Source organism: Streptomyces sp. CA-106110 (genome assembly GCF_050936285.1).
Classification (GTDB): Bacteria; Actinomycetota; Actinomycetes; order Streptomycetales; family Streptomycetaceae; genus Streptomyces.
Genome location: NZ_JBNJNB010000001.1, coordinates 2097671 through 2117659, shown reverse-complemented (window position 1 = coordinate 2117659; position 19989 = coordinate 2097671). Strand labels below are relative to the sequence as shown.

The window sequence follows — 19989 nt, the reverse complement described above, 5'->3', positions numbered from 1 at the left end:
GGCGCCGGCCGGATGCGTGCCTGGCCGGACGGCGCCGGGTTCAGCAGGCGTCCCGCATCAGCTCCGCGAGGTCGTGGTCCAGGTCCACCTGGAGGTGTTCCAGGCCGACAGGCACCAGCTCGGTGCTCCGCTGCAGAAAGTCCCGTACGTCGCTCGAGTGGATGTGCACCACGGCGGTGCCCTCCGGGGCGTGGAACTCCAGGACGGTGCGGTCGTAGCCGTACGGCCGCACCCGGACGTCGCCGTGGCCCTCCGGGGCCTCCAGGCCGGCGCTGAGGAGCTGGCGGGCGAAGGTCCAGCAGACCTCGACGCCCTCCAGGGTGGCCGGGGCGGGGAACGTCATCCGGACGGCGAACGGGTCGCGCCGGTCGTACTGGAGCGTGGCCGGAATGCTCGGCATCCGCGGTGCGGCGGCGACGAGACGGGCCTCCACGGGCTGCTCGATGACGGTGGACAACACCTTGCTCCCTTGTGACGGCTGGACGGACTTCGGGCGGATGGTGCACGGCATTTGAAGAGACGATGGAATCAGCCAATCCGTGCACATGAAATGCGAGTGACCTCTGTCACCGGGTCCATGCCCGTGAGGTGATCCACAGGGGTTCGATGCGGTGGTCCCGCGGTCCGCGGGGTATTCGGGAGGACACCCGGTGCGTCGGCACGGTTCCCGTCGCGGGCCATCTGGACGGCGCCGGGGGAGTGGACTAACTTCGCGCGCCATGACGGGCATGGGGAACACGAGGCGTTGGGGTTGGACGGTGGCCGTGGGACTCGCCGCGGCGGCGCTCGCCGCACTGGGGGTGGCACCCGCGCAGGCGCACGGAGGGCAGCGGCCGGCGCCGCACTGGCAACTCAAGGACTCCGGCACGGACGTGCGCCTGCGCGGCCTGTCCGCGGTCGGCCGGGACACCGCCTGGCTGGCCGGATCCAAGGGCACCGTGCTGCGCACCACCGACGGCGGCACTCACTGGCGGAACGTCTCCCCGCCGGGCGCCGCGGACCTGGAGTTCCGGGACGTCGAGGCGTTCGACGCGCGGCGCGCGGTGGTCCTGGCCATCGGCGAGGGCGAGGCCTCCCGGATCCTGCGCACCGAAGACGGCGGCGCGACCTGGACCGAGGCCTTCCGCAACACCGACACGAGGGCCTTCTACGACTGCCTCACCTTCTTCGACCGCCGTCATGGCCTCGCCATGAGCGACCCGGTCGACGGGAAGTTCCGCATTCTGTCCACCGGTGACGGTGGCCGTTCCTGGACGGTCCTGCCCGCCGCCGGGATGCCCGAAGCCCAGGACGGGGAGGCCGGATTCGCGGCCAGTGGCCAGTGTCTGGTGGCCTCCGGCCCGCACGACGTGTGGCTCGCCACGGGCGGCGGCGCACGCGCACGTGTGCTGCACTCCGCCGACCGCGGACTGACCTGGACGGCCGCCGACACACCGGTCCCGGCGGGCGATCCGGCGCGCGGCGTCTTCGCCCTCGCCTTCCGCGACCGCGCCCACGGCATCGCGGTCGGCGGCGACTACCGCGCCGACCAGCCGTCACCTCAGGCGGCATCCGTGAGCGGCGACGGCGGCCGCACATGGAAGCCCGCCACCGAGCCGCCGCCCGCCTACCGCTCCGGCGTCACCTGGCTCCCGCACAGCCGTACGGCCGCGCTCGCCGTGGGCCCGACCGGCACGGACGTCACGACGGACGGCGGCCGCACCTGGAAAACCGTGGACACGGGGTCGTACGACACCGTGGACTGCGCCCCGGACCGGGGGTGCTGGGCCTCCGGCGAGAAGGGACGCGTGGCCCGGCTCGAGCCCTGACCGTGATTCCGGTGAGAACGGGTACTCGTCGGGACCCGGATCCGGAAGGGAAGTGAGGTCATGCCACGCGGCTCCAGCGCCAAGCGGGAACGCCAGTACGAGCACATCAAGGAAAGCGCGCGCGACCGCGGGGAGAGCGAGCAGCGCGCCAAGGAGATCGCGTCCCGGACCGTGAACAAGGAGCGCGCCCGCTCCGGTGAGTCCAGGACCGCGAGCCGCACGTCGACCCAGGACATGTCGTCCGGCAGACGCGGCGGTCTGCGCTCGGGCCAGGGCTCGCAGGGGCCCACGTACGACCAGCTGTACGAGGAGGCGAAGCAGCGAGGCATCCGCGGCCGTTCCGACATGAACAAGAGCGAGCTGCAACGGGCTCTGGGCCGCAAGTGACGGCGGACCGCGGGGTCGTACGATCGACAGCACCATGACGACCGTGCGCATCCCCGCGGGCTGGCCCGCGACCGAAGCCGAAGCCCGTGCCGTGCAGGACGAGTTGCGGGGCCGGGTGGTGCTCGACGAACCGGGGCCGGCGCCTGGTACCGGCCGTGTGACGGGGGTCGACGTCGCCTACGACGACGAACGCGGAGTGGTCGCGGCGGCGGCCGTGGCCCTGGACGCGGCGACGCTCGCCGTGGTGGCCGAGGTCACAGCCGTCGGCGAGGTGTCGTTCCCCTATGTCCCGGGTCTGCTGGCCTTCCGCGAGATCCCGACGGTCCTGGCGGCACTGCGGGCCCTGGGCGGCGATCCCGGGCTCGTCGTCTGCGACGGCTACGGTCTCGCCCATCCACGCCGCTTCGGCCTGGCGAGCCACCTCGGGGTCCTCACGGGACTGCCCACGATCGGCGTCGCCAAGAACCCCTTCACCTTCACCTACGCGGAGCCGGCCGCCGCGCGCGGCAGCACGAGCCCGCTGCTCGCGGACGGCGAGGAGGTCGGCCGGGCCCTGCGCACGCAGCGGGGCGTCAAGCCGGTGTTCGTCTCCGTAGGCCACCGGGTCAGCCTCCAGAACGCCTGCGCCCACACCCTCGCACTCGCCCCGAGGTTCCGCGTCCCGGAGTCGACCCGCCGGGCCGACGCCCTGTGCCGCGCGGCCCTGAAGGAGGCGGTCGCCCGATCCGGCGCGCACGCCGACTGAGTACGGCGACTGAGTACGCGCACGGATGTGGCCGGATCGCACCGCTCGGCAGGCTGGGGCCATGACAACGCACCGTGCCCCCCAAGTCCGCGAGTCATCCCGTCGAGGCCGTCGAGCGCGCCGTGACGGTCTCACTGCTGCTCGCCGCTCTCGCCGGACTCGCCTGGATCGGGGGGATGATCTACACCCTGCTGGAGTGGCCCTTCTAAGGCCTGCGCCGAAGGGTGAGCGGCCCGGCCGACCGCGGCACGGACCAGGGGGCAGCTGATCGACGGCAGGCGCCCCGGGTCCGCAACGGCATCTCGTAGCGGGAAATCCCTAGCCGCTGACGCTGCGCGCGAGCCAAGGGCTGAGCGTGCTGCGCAAGATCAGCTCTTTGTAGGTCTCATCACCGAGCAAGGGGACGATCAGCCAACTGCCGGGCGGGAAGAGTCTCCCCTTCACGTAGGCAAGACCGCCGTGGACGGACCGCAGGAACGCCGGGACGGAGTCCCGGGGCACGTCCTCGAAGTCCACGCCGTCGACGGTGATCTTCGCGTCGCCCTCCGGGAAGATCCGGACGGTCATGGCAGGGGAGCCCCCCAGCTCGACGAAGGCCTCGTGCGGCAGCGAGCCGTCCGGGTCGAGGACCGTGAACACCCCCGCCGAGGTACGGCGGGACGTCTGGTCCGCGCCGATGTCGTCGGTCACGGTGATCGCCAGGTTGTACTCCCGCGCGATCTCACGGATCGCCATGACAGCGGCCTCGGTGCTCGCCAGATGTGGATGCTCCATGGCCCCGATCATGCCCCACGGGTGGTGGGCGCACCCCGGTATCGGAGGAACTGCGTGACCGTGGTGACAGCGCAGACCAGGACGTGCGAACAGCCCCTGGGAGCGAGCCCTACCGCAGGGCCGCCGTGCGGAAGGTGATGCCGCTCGCGCGGAGCCGGTCGATGAGCGCGTCACCCATGGCCTCGACGGTCGTTACCTGCCCCGACGTGCACGGCAGGTCGTCGAGGGCGAGGCTCAGGGCCGACTCGGCGAACATCTTCGCCGTCTCGTCGTACCCCGGATCGCCGCCCGCGACCTCGGTGTACACGCGCCGTCCGCCACCCTCGCCCACGAACCGCACCGAGAACCAGCTCTTCGCCCGCCGCTGCGGGCTCGGCCCGTCCCCGGGGCGGATCCGCCCCGACAGCCATCGGCGGGCGGGCGGCACTTGGGCGGCGGCGAACAGGCTGCTCACGGCCGCGACACCGCCCAGGGCGTACGGCAGGGTCTCGACGGCGGCGTAGTGCCGGTAGCGGAAGTCGGGCCCGTACCGCTGCAGCGCCCGGGCCGACCTGCGCACCACCTGTGCGTCGATCGTGGGCAGCGGCAGCGCCCACGCCCCGACCTCCTTGGCGAACCGCGGGGCGCCCAGCGGCGCCTCCGCCCGGCGCCCCAGCAGGCGGGGCTCGTGGCGCCCGCGCTCCCTGGCCGCGGCCAGCATCTGGGGGCCGCGCGTCATCTGGCCCAGCGCGGAGGCGAACGTGCCGCCCGAGAACATCGCCTGCGAGCGGACGAATCCGTCGACGGCCAGCGGTACGCCCTCGGGGAGCTGCCGCACGGTGAAGAAGGCCCCGAGGTCGTGTGGAACGGAGTCGAACCCGCAGGAGTGCACGAGCCGGGCCCCGGTCTCCCGCGCGCGTGCGTCGTGCCGCACATACATGAGGTCGACGAACTCGGCCTCGCCGGACAGGTCCAGGTAGTCGGTGCCCGCGTCGGCGCAGGCCGCCACCAGCTCCTCGCCGTACTCCAGATAGGGCCCCACCGTGGTGGCGAGCACGCGCGTGTGACCGGCCAGTTCGCGCAGTGACTCCGGATCCGATACATCCGCCTGGAGTACTCCGGGAGCGGTGCCGCCGGGGAGCCGTTCGCACAGCCGCTCCAGCTTCTCGGTGTTGCGCCCGGCCACCGCCCAGCGCAGCCCCTCGGGCGCGTGCTCGGCAAGGTACTCCGCGGTGAGCACACCCACGAAACCGGTGGCTCCGAACAGCACGATGTCGTACGTGCGATCCGTTTTCAGCCTGCCCATGACACCTCTCAGCCCGCGCCGTTGTCGGTGGCCGAGGCTAGCGTGAGACGCGACCGGCCGGTCGACGAGGTCGGGGTGCGCGGGCCGCCGGTGGGTGGTGTGGCGAATTTGACTAAGCGCTTGCTCGTGTGAGTATTGCCGAGACTGCAACACGTTCTTAACATCGTCGGTGTCACATCGGTTGTGTCACGGAGCTGGGGGCTTGATGGCAGTGGCAAGGACGCCGGGGCACGGCCCCCTGGCCGGCGTGCGCGTCGTCGAACTCGCGGGCATCGGCCCGGGCCCGTTCGCCGGCATGCTCCTCGCCGACCTCGGCGCCGACGTGGTCCGTGTGGACCGCCCGCACGGATCGGGGCTCGCCATCAACCCCGAGTACGACGTCACCAACCGCAACAAGCGCTCGGTGATCGTCGACCTGAAGGCCGAGGACGGCCCGGCCCGCGTCCTGGACCTCGTCGGCCGCGCGGACGTCCTCATCGAGGGCTACCGCCCCGGCGTCGCCGAACGCCTCGGCGTCGGCCCCGAGACCTGCCACGCGCGCAACCCCGCGCTCGTCTACGGCCGTATGACCGGCTGGGGCCAGGAGGGCCCGCTGGCCCCGCGCGCCGGACATGACATCGCGTACATCGCGCTCACCGGCACCCTCGGCATGATCGGTGACCCGGACGCGCCGCCCGCGATCCCGGCCAACCTCGTCGGTGACTACGCGGGCGGCTCCCTCTACCTGGTCGTCGGCATCCTCGCCGCCCTCCACCACGCGCGCGCGACGGGCGTCGGACAGGTGGTGGACGCGGCCATCGTCGACGGCGCCGCGCATCTGGCCTCGATGATCCACGGCATGCTCGCCGCCGGATCCTGGCAGGACCGCCGCCGCGCCAACCTCCTGGACGGCGGCTGCCCCTTCTACGGCACCTACGAGACCGCCGACGGGCAGTACATGGCCGTCGGCGCACTCGAGCAGCAGTTCTACGAGGAGTTCGTGCAGCTGCTCGGCGTCGAGGACCAGGCCTCCGCCCGCAAGGACGTCGCCCACTGGGGCGAGCTGCGGGAGGTGGTCGCGGCCCGCTTCAAGACCCGTACACGCGACGAGTGGACCGCGGTCTTCGAGGGCTCCGACGCCTGCGTGGCCCCGGTCCTCTCGCTGCGCGAGGCCCCCGCGCACCCCCATCTCGCCGCCCGAGGCACCTTCACGAACCACGGCGGGCTCACCCAGCCGGCGCCCGCGCCCCGCTTCTCGGTGACCCATACCTCCGTGCGCAGCGGACCCGCGCAACCCGGCGCCGACACCGCGGACGTGGCACGCGACTGGGACGTACCCCGGCTACTCCAGGACGGCGACTGATGGAGCTCTCGATCCCGCTCGACTACGCGTCCGACCCCCGGCGGGCGGCCGACGACGCCGCGGTGCTGGAGTCGGCCGGCCTGGACGCCGTCTGGGTCGCCGCGTGTCGGGGCTTTCCGCGCAGCGGGGGTCGACATGCTGAACGTCACGCCGGTCGGCCCGGATCCGGCCCGGCTGATGGAGACCGTCAAGGGCTGGCTGTGAGGAGGGCGTACGCCGGATGAAGCGGCAGATCTACGGGGCCGAGCACGAGGCGTTCCGCGAGACCGTGCGTACCTTCCTGGCCAGGGAGGTGCTGCCCCACTACGACCAGTGGGAAAAGGACGGCATCGTCTCCCGTGCGGCCTGGCGGGCCGCAGGCAACCAGGGACTGCTGGGACTCGCCGTGCCCGAGGAGTACGGGGGCGGCGGGACGGACGACTTCCGCTACAGCGCCGTGCTCGTGGAGGAGTTCACCCGGGCCGGGGCGTCCGGGCTCGCGGTCGGACTGCACAACGACATCATCGGCCCGTATCTGACGGGACTGGCCACCGAGGAGCAGAAGCGGCGCTGGCTGCCCGGCTTCTGCGACGGCTCGCTCATCACCGCCATCGCCATGACCGAACCCGGCGCCGGCTCCGACCTGCAGGGCATCAGGACACGTGCCGAGGACAAGGGCGACCACTGGCTCCTCAACGGCTCCAAGACCTTCATCTCCAACGGCATCCTCGCCGACTTGGTGATCGTCGTGGCCCGCACGACCCCCGAGGGCGGGGCGCACGGCCTCTCGCTGCTCGTGGTCGAGCGCGGCATGGAGGGCTTCGAGCGCGGTCGCAACCTCGACAAGATCGGGCAGAAGGCGCAGGACACGGCCGAGCTGTTCTTCCACGATGTGCGGGTGCCCAAGGACAACCTGCTCGGCGACCTCAACGGCGCCTTCGGGCACCTGATGACGAACCTGGTCCAGGAGCGGCTGAACATCGCCGTCGCCGGGATCGCCGCGGCCGAGCACGTGCTGGAGATCACCACCGAGTACGTCAAGGAACGCGAGGCCTTCGGACGTCCGCTCGGCAGGCTGCAGCACGTCCGCTTCGAGATAGCGGAGATGGCGACCGAGTGCGCCGTCACCCGTACCTTCCTGGACCGCTGCATCGCCGACCACGCGAGGGGGGAACTCGATGCCGTGCACGCCTCCATGGCCAAGTGGTGGGCGACCGAACTGCAGAAGCGGGTCGCGGACCGCTGTCTGCAACTGCACGGCGGCTACGGATACATGACGGAGCACCGCGTGGCCAGGGCCTTCACCGACGGCCGCATCCAGACCATCTACGGCGGGACCACCGAGATCATGAAGGAGATCATCGGTCGTTCCCTGCTCGGCTGACCCTCCCCGAAAGGCTTGACCAGTGAGCACCGAAGCGTATGTGTACGACGCGATCCGCACCCCGCGCGGACGCGGCAAGGCCAATGGCGCCCTGCACGGCACCAAGCCCATCGACCTGGTGACCGGACTCATCCACGAGGTCCGGCGGCGTTTCCCGGACCTCGACCCGGCCGCGATCGACGACGTCGTGCTCGGTGTCGTGGGCCCGGTCGGCGACCAGGGCTCCGACATCGCCCGGATCGCGGCGATCGCCGCCGGACTGCCGGACACCGTCGCCGGCGTCCAGGAGAACCGCTTCTGTGCCTCCGGCCTCGAAGCCGTGAACCTGGCGGCGGCGAAGATCCGCTCCGGCTGGGAGGACCTGGTGCTCGCCGGCGGCGTCGAGTCGATGTCGCGGGTGCCGATGGCCTCGGACGGCGGCGCATGGTTCGCCGACCCGATGACCAACATGGCCACCAACTTCGTGCCGCAGGGCATCGGCGCCGACCTCATCGCCACGATCGAGGGTTTCTCCCGCCGGGACGTCGACGAGTACGCGGCGCTGTCCCAGGAGCGGGCCGCGGCCGCCTGGAAGGACAGCCGCTTCGAGAAGTCCGTGGTGCCCGTGAAGGACCGCAGCGGGCTCGTCGTCCTCGACCACGACGAGCACATGCGGCCCGGCACCACCGCCGACTCCCTCGCGAAGCTCAAGCCGTCGTTCGCGGACATCGGCGAGCTGGGCGGCTTCGACGCGGTGGCGCTGCAGAAGTACCACTGGGTCGAGCAGATCGACCACGTCCACCACGCGGGCAACTCCTCCGGCATCGTCGACGGCGCGGCGCTCGTCGCCATCGGCTCCAAGGAGGTCGGCGAGCGGTACGGGCTGCGGCCGCGCGCCCGGATCGTCTCCGCGGCGGTCTCCGGCTCCGAGCCGACCATCATGCTGACCGGTCCCGCGCCCGCCACCCGCAAGGCGCTCGCCAAGGCCGGACTGACGATCGACGACATCGACCTGATCGAGATCAACGAGGCGTTCGCCGCGGTCGTGCTGCGCTTCGTCAAGGACATGGGGATCTCGCTGGACAAGGTCAACGTCAACGGCGGCGCCATCGCCCTCGGCCACCCGCTGGGCGCGACCGGCGCGATGATCCTCGGCACGCTGGTGGACGAGCTGGAGCGGCAGGACAAGCGGTACGGGCTGGCCACGCTGTGCGTGGGCGGCGGCATGGGCATCGCCACCGTCGTCGAGCGCGTCTGACCACCCCCAACGGATCGAACGGATCTTACGGAGCACCCCTGATGAGCACTGAGTCCACCACCATCCGCTGGGAACAGGACGACACCGGCATCGTCACCCTCGTCCTCGACGACCCCAACCAGTCCGCGAACACCATGAACCAGGCGTTCAAGGAGTCCATCGCCGCGGTCGCCGAGCGCGCCGAGGCCGAGAAGGACTCCATCCGCGGCATCATCTACGCCTCCGCCAAGAAGACCTTCTTCGCGGGCGGCGACCTGAAGGACATGATGAAGGCCGGCCCGGAGGACGCCCAGCAGGCGTTCGACATGGGTGTCGCGATCAAGAAGTCCCTGCGCCGCATCGAGACCCTCGGCAAGCCGGTCGTCGCGGCGATCAACGGCGCGGCCCTGGGCGGCGGCTACGAGATCGCCCTCGCCTCCCACCACCGCATCGCCCTGGACGCCCCCGGCTCCAAGATCGGCCTGCCCGAGGTCACCCTCGGCCTGCTCCCCGCGGGCGGCGGAGTCACCCGCACCGTCCGCCTGATGGGCATCACCGACGCCCTGCTGAAGGTGCTGCTGCAGGGCACCCAGTACTCGCCGGCGCGTGCCCTGGAGAACGGCCTGGTCCACGAGGTGGCCGCCACCCGCGAGGAGATGCTGGACAAGGCCCGCGCCTTCATCGACGCCAACCCCGAGTCCCAGCAGCCCTGGGACAAGCCGGGGTACAAGATCCCGGGCGGTACGCCGTCCAACCCGAAGTTCGCCGCCAACCTGCCCGCCTTCCCGGCCAACCTGAAGAAGCAGCTGAACGGCGCCCCCTACCCGGCCCCGCGCAACATCCTCGCGGCCGCCGTCGAGGGCTCCCAGGTCGACTTCGAGACCGCCCTGACCATCGAGGCGCGGTACTTCACGGAGCTGGTCACGGGGCAGACCGCGAAGAACATGATCCAGGCGTTCTTCTTCGATCTTCAGGCCGTCAACTCCGGCGCCAACCGCCCGCAGGGCATCGAGCCCCGCCAGGTCCGCAAGGTCGCCGTCCTCGGCGCCGGGATGATGGGCGCGGGCATCGCCTACTCCTGCGCCCGCGCGGGCATCGAGGTCGTCCTCAAGGACGTCGCCCTGGAGGCGGCCGCCAAGGGAAAGGGCTACTCCGAGAAGCTGTGCGCGAAGGCGGTCGCCAAGGGCCGTACGACCCAGGAGAAGGTGGACGCGCTGCTCGCCCGCATCACGCCCACCGCCGAGGCCGCCGACCTCGCGGGCTGCGACGCGGTCATCGAGGCGGTCTTCGAGGACCCGGCGCTCAAGCACAAGGTGTTCCAGGAGATCGAGAACATCGTCGAGCCCGACGCGCTGCTGTGCTCCAACACCTCGACCCTGCCGATCACCGCACTCGCCGACGGTGTGGAGCGGCAGGCCGACTTCATCGGACTGCACTTCTTCTCGCCCGTCGACAAGATGCCGCTCGTCGAGATCATCAAGGGGAAGCGGACCGGCGACGAGGCGCTGGCACGCGCCTTCGACCTGGTCCGGCAGATCAACAAGACGCCGATCGTCGTCAATGACTCGCGCGGCTTCTTCACCTCCCGGGTGATCGGCCACTTCATCAACGAGGGCGTCGCGATGGTCGGCGAGGGCATCGAGCCCGCGTCCATCGAGCAGGCGGCGGCCCAGGCCGGCTACCCGGCCAAGGTCCTCTCCCTGATGGACGAGCTGACGCTCACCCTGCCGCGGAAGATCCGCAACGAGTCGAAGCGTGCGGTCCAGGAGGCGGGCGGCACCTACACCCCGCACCCGGCCGAGGCCGTCATCGACCGCATGGTCGACGAGTTCGGCCGCACCGGGCGCAGCGGCGGCGCCGGCTTCTACGAGTACGGCGAGGACGGCAAGCGCGGCCGGCTGTGGCCGGGGCTGCGGGAGCACTTCACCAAGCCGGGCCACACGATCCCCTTTGAGGACATGCAGGAGCGCATGCTGTTCTCCGAGGCGCTGGACACCGTCCGGCTCCTTGAGGAGGGCGTGCTCACCTCCGTCGCCGACGCCAACATCGGTTCGATCTTCGGTATCGGCTTCCCCGGCTGGACCGGTGGCGTCCTGCAGTACATCAACGGCTACGAAGGCGGCCTGCCGGGCTTCGTGGCCCGCGCGCGGGAACTCGCGGAGCGGTACGGGGAGCGGTTCACGCCGCCCGCGCTGCTGGTGGAGAAGGCGGAGAAGGGGGAGCGCTTCACCGACGCGCGCTGACGCGGGCCGGTGCGGCTCGGGGACCCGCGGGGATCAGGAGTCTCCCGCGGGTCCTCCGTCTGTGAGCCACTCCCGCAGCTCCTCCTTCAGGGAGCGCTGGAAGCTGGTGAGCAGGGCCTGGACCACCAGCGGGTGCATGTGCGCGGACAGGGACTTCACGGCGGTGGAGTCGCGCTCGGCGACCGCGTCGCGGAACAGGTGCGACAGCTCGCGTGCCGCCGCGCGCGAATGCTCGATGAGCGCGGCCCGGGCCGCGAGGATCGTCTCCAGGCCGAAGGGAACGTCGAGGAGTTCGACCCCGAGCCGGAGCAGGCCCGGGTCCACGCGATACGTACCGTCCTCGTCCGGTACGGCCGCGTTCATCGCCGTGAGCAGTTCGAGGTCCTCCGCGCCGAGCGGCCGCCCCGCTCGCCGTTCCAGCTCCTCGCGGGGCAGGGTCTCCGCCGTGTCCGGCCCCCAGGACGCCACGACGGCGCGGTGGAGGGCGAGGTCCCGGGCGCTCACGTCCGCCGGCAACTGCTGCAGATGGCGCTCGATCGCCGCCAGGGTCATGCCCTGGTGCTGCAGCTCCTCGATGAGCGCCAGCCGGGCCAGATGCCCGGGACCGTAGTGACCCACACGCCGCGGGCCGATCACGGGCGGTGGGAGGAGCCCTTTGGCGCTGTAGAAGCGGACGGTGCGGACCGTGACGCCCGCACGCGCGGCGAGCTCGTCGACGGTGAGCGTCTGCTCCTCGGTCTCGGTCGTCATGTACAGCAGTATCGCTGTCTCACCAGAACTGTGACACCAGTAGGCCCCGAGCACGACCACATGGCGAACAGTCGAGCGCAATATGACCAGCGGGTGATGTTCAGGTAACGATCACGTGAGATGTGCCGCTCTGTGAGGTCCGCCACCGCGTGCACGGCGATCTCTGCGGGAAGGTGACGCCTTGGTCTGTGCCACGTCAGGGGTGGCCGGACCATGCCCCGATCCGGACACTCGCGCACCATCCCTGCGCCGGGCGCACCAGAGAGTAGATCCACTCGTGAGCAAGGACGCCGTGAACACGGCCGTGGCCGCATCCCGCACCGATGCCGCCCGGACGCCCGCGGATGCAGGCGACGCCGGCTACAGCAAGGACCTCAAGGCCCGCCACGTCAACATGATCGCGATCGGTGGCGCCATAGGCACCGGTCTGTTCCTGGGCGCAGGCGGCAGACTGCACAACGCCGGTCCCGCACTGGCCGTCGCCTACCTGGTCTGCGGCGTCTTCGCCTTCTTCGTCGTCCGCGCCCTCGGCGAGCTGGTCCTGTACCGGCCGTCGTCCGGGTCCTTCGTGTCGTACGCCCGTGAGTTCCTCGGTGAGAAGGGCGCCTACGTCGCCGGCTGGATGTACTTCCTCAACTGGTCGACGACCGGTATCGCCGACATCACCGCCATCGCGCTCTACACCCACTACTGGAGTTTCTTCACCTCCGTCCCGCAGTGGGTGCTCGCCCTGATCGCCCTCGCGGTCGTCCTGGCCGTGAACCTGATCTCGGTGAAGATCTTCGGCGAGATGGAGTTCTGGTTCGCGATCATCAAGGTCGCCACGCTGGTGAGCTTCATGTTCGTCGGCATCTTCCTGCTGGCCACGCAGCACAAGGTCGGGGGCGAGACGCCGGGTCTGAGCGTGATCACCGACCACGGCGGGATCCTGCCGCACGGCCTGATGCCCGTCGTCCTGGTGATGCAGGGCGTGATCTTCGCGTACGCGGCCCTCGAGCTGGTCGGCGTCGCGGCGGGCGAGACCGCCGAGTCGGAGAAGGTCGTCCCGCGCGCGGTGAACTCGATCATGTGGCGTGTGGGCCTGTTCTACGTCGGCTCGGTGGTCCTGCTGGCGCTGCTGCTGCCGGGCTCGGTGTATTCCGGCGACGAGAGCCCCTTCGTCACGGTGCTGTCGAAGATCGGCGTCCAGGGGGCAGGCGACGTGATGAACCTGGTCGTCCTGACCGCCGCGATGTCCTCGCTGAACTCCGGCCTGTACTCCACGGGCCGCATCCTGCGCTCCATGGCCATGGCCGGCTCCGCGCCCAAGTTCACGGCCCGGATGAACCGCAGCCAGGTCCCCTACGGCGGCATCCTGCTGACCTGTGCGGTGTGCGTGCTCGGCGTCGTGCTGAACTACCGATTGCCGAGCCAGGCATTCGAGATCGTGCTGAACGTGGCGTCCCTCGGGATCGTCAGCACCTGGGTGATCATCATGGTCTGCCACCTGGTCTTCGTCCGCCGTGCCAAGGCGGGTCTCGTCGCCCGGCCGTCCTTCCGGCTGCCCGGCAGCCCGGTCACGGAGATCGTCACGATCGCCTTCCTGCTGGCCGTGCTCGGCCTGATGTGGAACGACCCCGAGGTCGGCCGCAAGACGCTGATGCTCATCCCCGTGATCGCTGTTCTGCTCGTCGGCGGCTGGTTCGCACTCCGCCGCAGGATCTCGGACGCCGCGGACCGGGAACTGTCCGACTTCACGAAGTAACGGCTGACGGGCCGCTGTCAGTGGCGGCCCCTACGGTGGCGTCATGTCGGATATCACCTATGTCCGGGGTGACGCCACCGCGCCGTCCGGCGGGGGCGTCAGGCTGATCGCCCACGTCTGCAACGACATCGGGGGCTGGGGAAGGGGTTTCGTCCTCGCCCTGTCGCACCGCTGGCCCGAGCCGGAAGAGGCGTACCGCGCCTGGCACCGAGACCGTGCGGCGAACGACTTCGGCCTGGGCGCGGTCCAGTTCGTCCGGGTCGAGCCGGACGTATGGGTCGCCAACATGATCGGACAGCGGGGGATACGAAGGGGCGGCAAAGGCGTGCCCGTGCGGTACGAGGCGATCGACACGGCGCTCGGGGCGCTGGCCGACAAGGCGGTGGAACTCGGTGCGTCCGTCCATATGCCGCGTATCGGGTGCGGGCTGGCGGGCGGCAACTGGGCCCGTGTGGAGCCGCTCGTCGTCGAGCGGCTGGTGAAGCGGGGGATACGCGTGACGGTCTACGACCTCGACGGCTGACGGCAGGCGTCCTCTGGCCGCCCCGGGTCCCGCTCCGCGGCGTGGACGCGGAGCCGGACCCCGGGCCGGACCGGTAGGACCATGGGTGTCCGGCCCGGACTTCAGCGGAACGAGGCTGGTCAGCCGCCGTGCACGTCGTTCGTCGTCTCGATCTTCTTCCACGACTTCGGTGCGGTGGGAGCGGTGGCCGCTCGTGTCACGGCCGCCGTCCGTGCCGCCGGTGCGGACGGCTTCGACGGCTGGAACAGCCAGGTGTCGAACAGTGCGGCCAGCGGCTTTCCGGACACCTTCTCCGCGTACGCCTGGAAGTCGGCGACCGAGGCGTTGCCGTACGGGTGCTGCTTCGGCCAGCCCTTCAGGATGGCGAAGAACGCGTCGTCGCCGACCTCGTTGCGCAGAGCCTGGATGGCGAGCGCGCCCCGGTCGTAGACCGCCGTGTCGAACTGGTTGTCCGGGCCCGGGTCACCCGGCTTGACCGTCCAGAACGCGTCGTCGGCCGGATGGGAGGCGTACACGTAGTCCGCCAGCTCCTGCGTCGTGCCCTCGCCCTCGTGCTCCGACCACAGCCACTGCGCGTACCGCGCGAAGCCCTCGTTGATCCAGATGTCCTTCCAGCCCTTCAGCGACACGTCGTCGCCGTACCACTGGTGCGCCAGCTCGTGGACGACGACCGATGTGTTCGAGCCGTTCGCGAACTGCTTGGGGCTGTAATACACGCGGGTCTGCGTCTCCAGGGCGTACCCGGTGGTCGTGTTCGGGACGTACCCGCCGACCGAGTTGAAGGGGTAGGGCCCGAAGTAGCCGGTCAGCCAGTCGACGATCTCCCCGGTCCGTTCCACGCTCGCCCGCGCGGCCCCGTCGTTGTCCCCGAGGTCCTTGCTGTAGGCGTTGACGACCGGCACGCCGTCCGACGTCTGCCCGGTCGTGATGTCGAACCTGCCGATCGCCAGCGTGGTGAGATACGTCGCCTGCGGCTTGTTGGACCGCCAGTTGTAGCGGGTCCAGCCGAGCTTCGAACTCGTCGACTGGAGCGTGCCGTTGGAGATCGCCTGCGTGCCGCCCGGCACGGCCACCGACACGTCGTAGGTCGCCTTGTCGAGCGGATGGTCGTTGCTGGGGTACCACCACCACGCCGCCTCGGGCTCGTCCGCCGCCACCGCGCCGTCCGGGGTGCGGTGCCAGGTGGTGAAGCCGTACGCGCTCTTGGTGGACGGCACACCGCTGTAGCGGACCACGACGGTGACCGGCGTGCCCTTGGGCAGCGGGGTGGCCGGGGTGATCTGGAGTTCGTGCTGGCCGGAGGTGGCGAACGCCGCCTTCGCGCCGTTGACCCGCACCTCGCTCACGTCCAGCAGGAAGTCGAGGTCGAACCGGGAGAGGTTCTGCGTGGTGGTGGCGAGAATGGTCGCCGTGCCCGCCAGCTCGTCCGTCTGCGGCTGGTAGGTGAGCCGGAGGTCGTAGTGGGAGACGTCGTATCCGCCGTTGCCGTAGTACGGGTAGTAGGGGTCGCCGATACCCGGTGCGCCGGGCTGGAAGCCGGCCGCCGATGCCGGGATCGCCAGCAACAGGGAAGCCGCCGCGAGCGCGCCCGGGGCGATGAGTCTGCGGTGCACGAGAGCTCCAAGTCATAGGGGCACGAGGTCAGTTCGGACCCTATTCAGTTCCTGTGAGACCAGGCATGTCCATGGCACCCCCTGTCACACGATCGCCATCCGGCCGTCATGACCGCAACCGTCCCGCAGTGCTTTCCCGGCCATACGCTCCCGTCTGTCCGCCACGCCGTCAGTTGCCCTCTTCTGAACGGGAGTTGTCACCTGTACCGTCCCGCGCATGCCGAAACGCACGCGCTACACGATCTGGCGACAGCTCGCGACCGCGACCGTGGCCGCCCTGCTGGCCGCCTTCCTCACCCCGTCGGCCGCCCACGGTGCGCCGCGCGAGAGCCGGCCCGTCTACTCGTACGAGAACGCCGTCCGTGAGTCCGTCTGGGTCGACACCGGGCTGGACGGCGACGGCGACGGAAGGAACGACCGGGTCGCCGTCGACATCGTCCGGCCGCGCGAACCCGCCGCGCAGGGCCGCAAGATCCCCGTGATCATGGACGCCAGCCCGTACTACTTCTGCTGCGGGCGCGGCAACGAGAACCAGTTGAAGACGTACGACGCCGCGGGCCACGTCGTCCAGATGCCGCTTTTCTACGACAACTACTTCGTTCCGCGCGGCTATGCGTTCGTCGGCGTCGACCTGGCCGGAACCAATCGCTCGGACGGCTGCGTGGACGTCGGCGGACGCTCCGACATCCAGTCCGCCAAGGCCGTGATCGACTGGCTGAACGGCCGCGCCAAGGGCTACACCACCCGCACCGGCTCCGCCCGGGCCAAGGCGACCTGGACCAACGGCAGGACCGGCATGATCGGCAAGAGCTGGGACGGCACCATCGCCAACGGCGTGGCCGCCACCGGCGTGAAGGGCCTGAAGACCATCGTGCCGATCAGCGCCATCTCCTCCTGGTACGACTACTACTTCGCCAAGGGCGCGCCCCTGTACGACTCGGGGCCCGACTGGCTCTCCGACTACGTCGACAGCCCCGCCGCCCGCGCCAAGTGCGCCGCCGTGCAGCACAAGCTCGTCGACGGGGCGCCCCGCACCGGTGACTGGACGCCGCTGTGGACCGAGCGCGACTACGTCAAGGACGCGAGCAAGGTGCGGGCCAGCGTCTTCCTCGTGCACGGCATGCAGGACCTCAACGTCCGCACCAAGCACTTCGGCCAGTGGTGGAACGCCCTCGCGAAGAACGGTGTCCACCGCAAGATCTGGCTGTCCCAGACGGGCCACGTCGACCCCTTCGACTACCGGCGCGGGGCATGGGTGGACACCCTGCACCGCTGGTTCGACCACGAACTCCTCGGCTACGACAACGGCATCGACCGCGAGCCCATGGCCGACATCGAGCGCCACCCCGACCAGTGGGCCACCTCCGCCCTCTGGCCGCCGCGGGGCACGGCGACGACGACCCTGCGTCCGGGGCAGGGCTCCCAGGCGGGTGTCGGCGCGCTCGGCCTGCACAGCGGCACGGGCACCGAGACCTTCACCGACGACCCGCGGCTGAGCGAGACCGACTGGGCCGCGCACATCGACGAGTCCACCCCGGGCAAGGCCGGGTTCGTCACCCGGCCCCTGTCGAGGGACCTGCGCGTGTCCGGCTCCTCCACCGTGACCGTCACCGTCACCCCGACCACCTCCACGGCTCATCTCTCCGCCGTGCTGGTCGACCTCGGCCCCGACACGATCCGGGACTACGCCGACTCCGGCGAGGGCATCACCACGCTCACCGGCCGCACCTGCTGGGGCGCGAGCACGGCCGGTGACAGCGCCTGCTTCAAGGCCACCGAGGCCAAGAAGGCGGACGTCGGCTTCACCGTGTTCAGCCGTGGCTGGGCGGACCTCGGCAACTACGCCTCGGACCGCAAGGGCGTACCGCTCACTCCGGGCCGGGCGTACCGGATCACGCTCGACCTGGCCGCGACCGACCATGTCGTCCCCAAGGGCCACCGGCTCGCGCTGATCGTCGCGGGCACCGACAAGGACCTCATCGACCCTCCGTCCACCACCCCCACGCTGACCGTCGACCTCGCCCGTACGTCGGCCCGCGTGCCGCTCGTCGGCGGGGCGCCCGCGTTCGCCCGCGCGGTCTCCGGCTCCTCGTCCGCCGCTCCCGCGCCCACCGGCCTGGACGGCGTGCGGCACCCGGACACCCTCCACCGTGTTCCGGGAGACAGCCGCTGATCGAGCGACGACTGCCGGACGCCGACCACTGACGGCACGAGAGGCGGCCGGGCCCACAGGCCCGGCCGCCTGATTCACGGCTCGGCCCCGCAGGGCCCTGACCGCCCGGCCCCACGGCGGCGGTGGCGCCCTGCGCCGGTACCAGCACCGGTGTGCCGTCCCACCGGGCCGGTCGACGCCCGGTGTGATTGGGCCGGGCGTCCCGCGCTGGTTAGGATCGGCTCTCTGATGACTGCCACTCTCGTCGCCAAGGACCTCGCCGCCGGGCACGGCGACCGCTCGCTCTTCTCCGGGCTCGACCTCGTCGTCGCCCCCGGTGACGTGATCGGACTCGTCGGAGCCAACGGGGCCGGCAAGTCCACCCTGCTGCGGATGCTCGCCGGACTGATCGCCCCGGAGCGCGGCGAGCTGCGCCTGTCCCCGCCGACCGCCACGGTCGGCCATCTGCCGCAGGAGCCGGAGCGGCGGCCGGACGAGACGGTCCGCGCGTTCCTGGCGCGCCGTACGGGGGTGGCCGAGGCACAGCGGCTGATGGACGAGGCGACGCAGGGGCTCGTCGACGGCACGCCCGGTGCCGACGACGCCTACGCGGTGAGCCTGGAGCGCTGGCTCGGGCTCGGCGGCGCGGACCTCGACGAACGAGCCGAGGAGGTCGCCGACTCGCTCGGCCTCGGTGTCGGTCTCGACCAGCCGATGACGTCCCTGTCCGGCGGTCAGGCGGCCCGCGCCGGGCTCGCCTCACTGCTGCTGTCACGCTACGACGTGTTCCTGCTCGACGAGCCGACGAACGACCTCGACCTGGACGGCCTGGAGCGCCTGGAACGCTTCGTCGGCGGACTGCGCGCCGGGACGGTGGTCGTCAGCCACGACCGCGAGTTCCTCACCCGCACCGTCACCAAGGTCCTCGAACTCGACCTCGCGCAACGGCAGATCAACCTGTACGGCGGCGGATACGAGGCCTACCTGGAGGAGCGCGAGACGGCCCGTCGGCACGCTCGTGAGGACTACGAGGAGTACGCCGACAAGAAGGCCGCCCTCCAGGACCGGGCCCAAATGCAGCGTTCCTGGATGGACAAGGGCGTGAAGAACGCCCGACGCAAGGCGGGCAACGACAACGACAAGATCGGCCGCAAGTTCCGCAGCGAGTCCAGCGAGAAGCAGGCGGCCAAGGCCCGGCAGACCCAGCGCATGATCGAACGCCTGGACGTGGTCGAGGAGCCCCGCAAGGAGTGGGAGCTGCGCATGGAGATCGCCGCGGCCCCCCGTTCGGGCGCGGTTGTGGCCACACTGAGGGACGCGGAGGTACGGCGAGGGGACTTCACCTTCGGTCCGGTGTCCCTGCAACTGGACTGGGCGGACCGGGTCGCGGTGACGGGCGCGAACGGCGCGGGCAAGTCGACACTGCTCGGCGCCTTGCTGGGCCGCGTCCCCCTGGACGCCGGCCATGCCACTCTCGGCTCCGGCGTCCAGGTCGGCGAGGTCGACCAGGCACGCGGGCTGTTCCACGGCCCCCAGCCCCTGCTGGACGCGTTCTGCGCCGCGGTCCCGGACACGGAACCGGCGGACGTACGCACCCTGCTCGCCAAGTTCGGGCTGAAGGCCGACCACGTCCTACGCCCGGCGGCGACCCTCTCGCCGGGCGAGCGCACGAGGGCCGCCCTCGCCCTGCTCCAGGGCCAGGGCGTCAACCTCCTCGTCCTCGACGAGCCGACCAACCACCTCGACCTCCCGGCCATCGAGCAGCTCGAGTCGGCCCTGGACTCCTACCAAGGCACACTGCTCCTGGTCACCCACGACCGCCGAATGCTGGACGCGGTGCGGGTGAATCGCCGCCTGGAGGTGGCGGACGGCAAGGTGACGGAGCGCTAAGGACCCCGGTCGGTCGTCGGCCGCGGCCGCCCTTCGGCTTGTTCGCCGAACACCGAGCGCTCTAGAGTGAGTTCACTTCGACGAGACGTTCCCCCAGAAGTACGCCGCAGAGCGGGAGCGTCCCACCTCGATGAGGTGCCGGAGGGGCGGCAGC

Annotated in this window: 17 protein-coding genes; 12 read left to right on the top strand and 5 right to left on the bottom strand. The window is 70.8% G+C overall.

All coding sequences use genetic code 11. From position 1 onward, the window contains the following. Positions 1 to 40 precede the first annotated feature (40 nt). Positions 41 to 457: an SsgA family sporulation/cell division regulator gene (locus ACQEXA_RS09835; protein WP_432939779.1), complete on the bottom strand. Its 417-nt coding sequence runs from the start codon at positions 455 to 457 to the stop codon at positions 41 to 43. Between the two features lie 262 nt (positions 458 to 719). On the opposite strand from ACQEXA_RS09835, the gene ACQEXA_RS09830 reads away from it, so the two are divergent. From ACQEXA_RS09830 to mmpA, 4 genes are all read left to right on the top strand, one after another. Beyond that, positions 720 to 1808, top strand: coding sequence for a WD40/YVTN/BNR-like repeat-containing protein (locus tag ACQEXA_RS09830; protein WP_432935237.1), 1089 nt, complete (start codon positions 720 to 722; stop codon positions 1806 to 1808). 60 nt (positions 1809 to 1868) lie between these two features. Beyond that, positions 1869 to 2195 (top strand): plasmid stabilization protein, encoded by a 327-nt coding sequence (locus tag ACQEXA_RS09825; RefSeq protein ID WP_359399458.1) that lies wholly within the window; start codon positions 1869 to 1871, stop codon positions 2193 to 2195. Positions 2196 to 2229: 34 nt separating this feature from the next. Then, entirely contained in the window at positions 2230 to 2940 is a 711-nt protein-coding gene (locus ACQEXA_RS09820; protein WP_432935238.1) for an endonuclease V, read from the top strand. Between the two features lie 74 nt (positions 2941 to 3014). Next, positions 3015 to 3149 (top strand): morphogenic membrane protein MmpA, encoded by a 135-nt coding sequence (mmpA, locus tag ACQEXA_RS09815; RefSeq protein WP_433129427.1) that lies wholly within the window; start codon positions 3015 to 3017, stop codon positions 3147 to 3149. Positions 3150 to 3258: 109 nt separating this feature from the next. On the opposite strand, the gene ACQEXA_RS09810 is transcribed toward mmpA, so the two are convergent. Next, positions 3259 to 3714, bottom strand: coding sequence for a hypothetical protein (locus ACQEXA_RS09810; protein WP_432935240.1), 456 nt, complete (start codon positions 3712 to 3714; stop codon positions 3259 to 3261). 109 nt (positions 3715 to 3823) lie between these two features. Then, the gene (locus tag ACQEXA_RS09805; RefSeq protein ID WP_433129425.1) at positions 3824 to 4999 is read right to left on the bottom strand and encodes a saccharopine dehydrogenase family protein; all 1176 of its coding nucleotides are present in this window, start codon (positions 4997 to 4999) and stop codon (positions 3824 to 3826) included. A 205-nt stretch (positions 5000 to 5204) separates the two neighbouring features. On the opposite strand from ACQEXA_RS09805, the gene ACQEXA_RS09800 reads away from it, so the two are divergent. The 4 genes from ACQEXA_RS09800 to ACQEXA_RS09785 all read left to right on the top strand — a co-directional run bounded on the left by ACQEXA_RS09800 (position 5205) and on the right by ACQEXA_RS09785 (position 11163). Then, positions 5205 to 6341 (top strand): CaiB/BaiF CoA transferase family protein, encoded by a 1137-nt coding sequence (locus ACQEXA_RS09800; protein ID WP_432935241.1) that lies wholly within the window; start codon positions 5205 to 5207, stop codon positions 6339 to 6341. A 220-nt stretch (positions 6342 to 6561) separates the two neighbouring features. After that, complete coding sequence (locus ACQEXA_RS09795; protein WP_359399448.1) at positions 6562 to 7704, top strand: acyl-CoA dehydrogenase family protein; 1143 nt, start codon at positions 6562 to 6564, stop codon at positions 7702 to 7704. A 22-nt stretch (positions 7705 to 7726) separates the two neighbouring features. Continuing rightward, positions 7727 to 8941, top strand: coding sequence for an acetyl-CoA C-acetyltransferase (locus ACQEXA_RS09790; protein ID WP_359399446.1), 1215 nt, complete (start codon positions 7727 to 7729; stop codon positions 8939 to 8941). A gap of 41 nt (positions 8942 to 8982) precedes the next feature. Beyond that, entirely contained in the window at positions 8983 to 11163 is a 2181-nt protein-coding gene (locus tag ACQEXA_RS09785) for a 3-hydroxyacyl-CoA dehydrogenase NAD-binding domain-containing protein (RefSeq protein ID WP_433129423.1), read from the top strand. Between the two features lie 33 nt (positions 11164 to 11196). On the opposite strand, the gene ACQEXA_RS09780 is transcribed toward ACQEXA_RS09785, so the two are convergent. Then, on the bottom strand, positions 11197 to 11913 hold the full coding sequence (locus tag ACQEXA_RS09780; protein ID WP_359399442.1) for a MerR family transcriptional regulator: 717 nt from the start codon (positions 11911 to 11913) through the stop codon (positions 11197 to 11199). Between the two features lie 277 nt (positions 11914 to 12190). Here ACQEXA_RS09780 and ACQEXA_RS09775 point away from each other — a divergent pair, with 277 nt between their 5' ends. Both ACQEXA_RS09775 and ACQEXA_RS09770 read left to right on the top strand, forming a co-directional pair. Then, positions 12191 to 13657: an amino acid permease gene (locus ACQEXA_RS09775; protein WP_432935243.1), complete on the top strand. Its 1467-nt coding sequence runs from the start codon at positions 12191 to 12193 to the stop codon at positions 13655 to 13657. Positions 13658 to 13700: 43 nt separating this feature from the next. Beyond that, positions 13701 to 14180: a macro domain-containing protein gene (locus ACQEXA_RS09770; RefSeq protein ID WP_433129421.1), complete on the top strand. Its 480-nt coding sequence runs from the start codon at positions 13701 to 13703 to the stop codon at positions 14178 to 14180. Between the two features lie 119 nt (positions 14181 to 14299). Here ACQEXA_RS09770 and ACQEXA_RS09765 read toward each other — a convergent pair whose 3' ends face one another. After that, positions 14300 to 15793 (bottom strand): M1 family metallopeptidase, encoded by a 1494-nt coding sequence (locus ACQEXA_RS09765; protein WP_433129419.1) that lies wholly within the window; start codon positions 15791 to 15793, stop codon positions 14300 to 14302. A 217-nt stretch (positions 15794 to 16010) separates the two neighbouring features. On the opposite strand from ACQEXA_RS09765, the gene ACQEXA_RS09760 reads away from it, so the two are divergent. Both ACQEXA_RS09760 and ACQEXA_RS09755 read left to right on the top strand, forming a co-directional pair. Continuing rightward, entirely contained in the window at positions 16011 to 17966 is a 1956-nt protein-coding gene (locus ACQEXA_RS09760) for a Xaa-Pro dipeptidyl-peptidase (protein ID WP_432935244.1), read from the top strand. Between the two features lie 228 nt (positions 17967 to 18194). After that, positions 18195 to 19835: an ABC-F family ATP-binding cassette domain-containing protein gene (locus ACQEXA_RS09755; RefSeq protein ID WP_432935245.1), complete on the top strand. Its 1641-nt coding sequence runs from the start codon at positions 18195 to 18197 to the stop codon at positions 19833 to 19835. The last annotated feature ends 154 nt before the right edge of the window (positions 19836 to 19989 follow it).